Origin of the sequence: Psychrobacter sp. 1Y11, from assembly GCF_052259045.1 — a bacterium.
GTDB lineage: Bacteria > Pseudomonadota > Gammaproteobacteria > Pseudomonadales > Moraxellaceae > Psychrobacter.
This window is the reverse complement of record NZ_JBQQER010000031.1, coordinates 1-912: the sequence shown is the minus strand read 5'-3', so window position 1 is coordinate 912 and position 912 is coordinate 1. Positions and strand designations below refer to the sequence as shown.

2 protein-coding genes are annotated in these 912 nt (G+C 39.6%); both read right to left on the bottom strand.

Going from position 1 to position 912, the window contains the following annotated elements; all coding sequences use genetic code 11:
- Positions 1 to 5: 5 nt before the first annotated feature.
- The gene (locus tag ACTXGJ_RS12630; protein WP_443566159.1) at positions 6 to 572 is read right to left on the bottom strand and encodes an IS630 family transposase; all 567 of its coding nucleotides are present in this window, start codon (positions 570 to 572) and stop codon (positions 6 to 8) included.
- Positions 499 to 849, bottom strand: coding sequence for an IS630 transposase-related protein (locus ACTXGJ_RS12625; RefSeq protein ID WP_443566158.1), 351 nt, complete (start codon positions 847 to 849; stop codon positions 499 to 501). The genes ACTXGJ_RS12630 and ACTXGJ_RS12625 overlap by 74 nt, the downstream gene beginning before the upstream one ends.
- Positions 850 to 912 lie beyond the last annotated feature (63 nt).

The following is a 912-nucleotide window of genomic DNA, read 5'->3' as shown; positions in this document are numbered from 1 at the left end:
TATAGTTAAGTCTTTATAAAATCGATACAGCCCATATCATGAAACAGTTTAGGTAAATTATTCTCCATCCACCCTTGGCGCAGAAACTTAGCCTGTGCCCACTTCTTCTCGATAGGGTTCAAATCAGGGCTGTACGGTGGTAGCCAAAGAATACGATGGCCATGTCTGTTGAGTAGCTTTTGAATACGCTTACTCTTATGAAATCGAGCATTATCCATGACAATCACGCATTTAGTTTTAAGACTTGGGATTAGCGTGTATTTGCACCAGTGGTAGAATATGCTGCTGTTAATATTGTGTTCAAAGTAATCAAGCGCAAATAGCATTTTTTCATAGAGAGCTCCGATGACATTAGTACGCTTCTTTGCTTGCCAGTTGTAGCTATCGATACAGGGTTTACCAATCGGTGCATAGCCATGAGTACGAATGGTTTCAGCCTCAAAGCCGCTTTCATCCATATAGACAATGGGGTAGCCTTGCTGCGTAAAGCGATCAAGCCTACTCTGGAATACCGCTCTTTTTATCGGACACGCTTTTGGATGTTTTAAGGTCTTTTTTTTGACTGATACCAAGACGCTTTAAAGCATTAAAGATGCCCGTTTTACTACAGTTCAAGCGACGAGCTCTTTCATAGTTATAATCATCTGGGTATCTTTTTACGTCTTCAATCAAGGCGTCATCAGGTATTTTAGTCGGTGCTTTATTTCTAGTTGTTTTAGGAGCTAAATTCTTCTGCCAGCTGTGAATGGTACTGGTGCTAAGTCCATAAAATAGCGCAGCTTCTCTTATGGTCATACCATCAGCGATGCTAGAAAGTACCTGTTTGCGATAGTCTATTGAATAAGTCATCGTTTATTTCATTAAATGCAATTGTTAATAGGATTGTATCGGTTTTATTTGGATTAGACTATA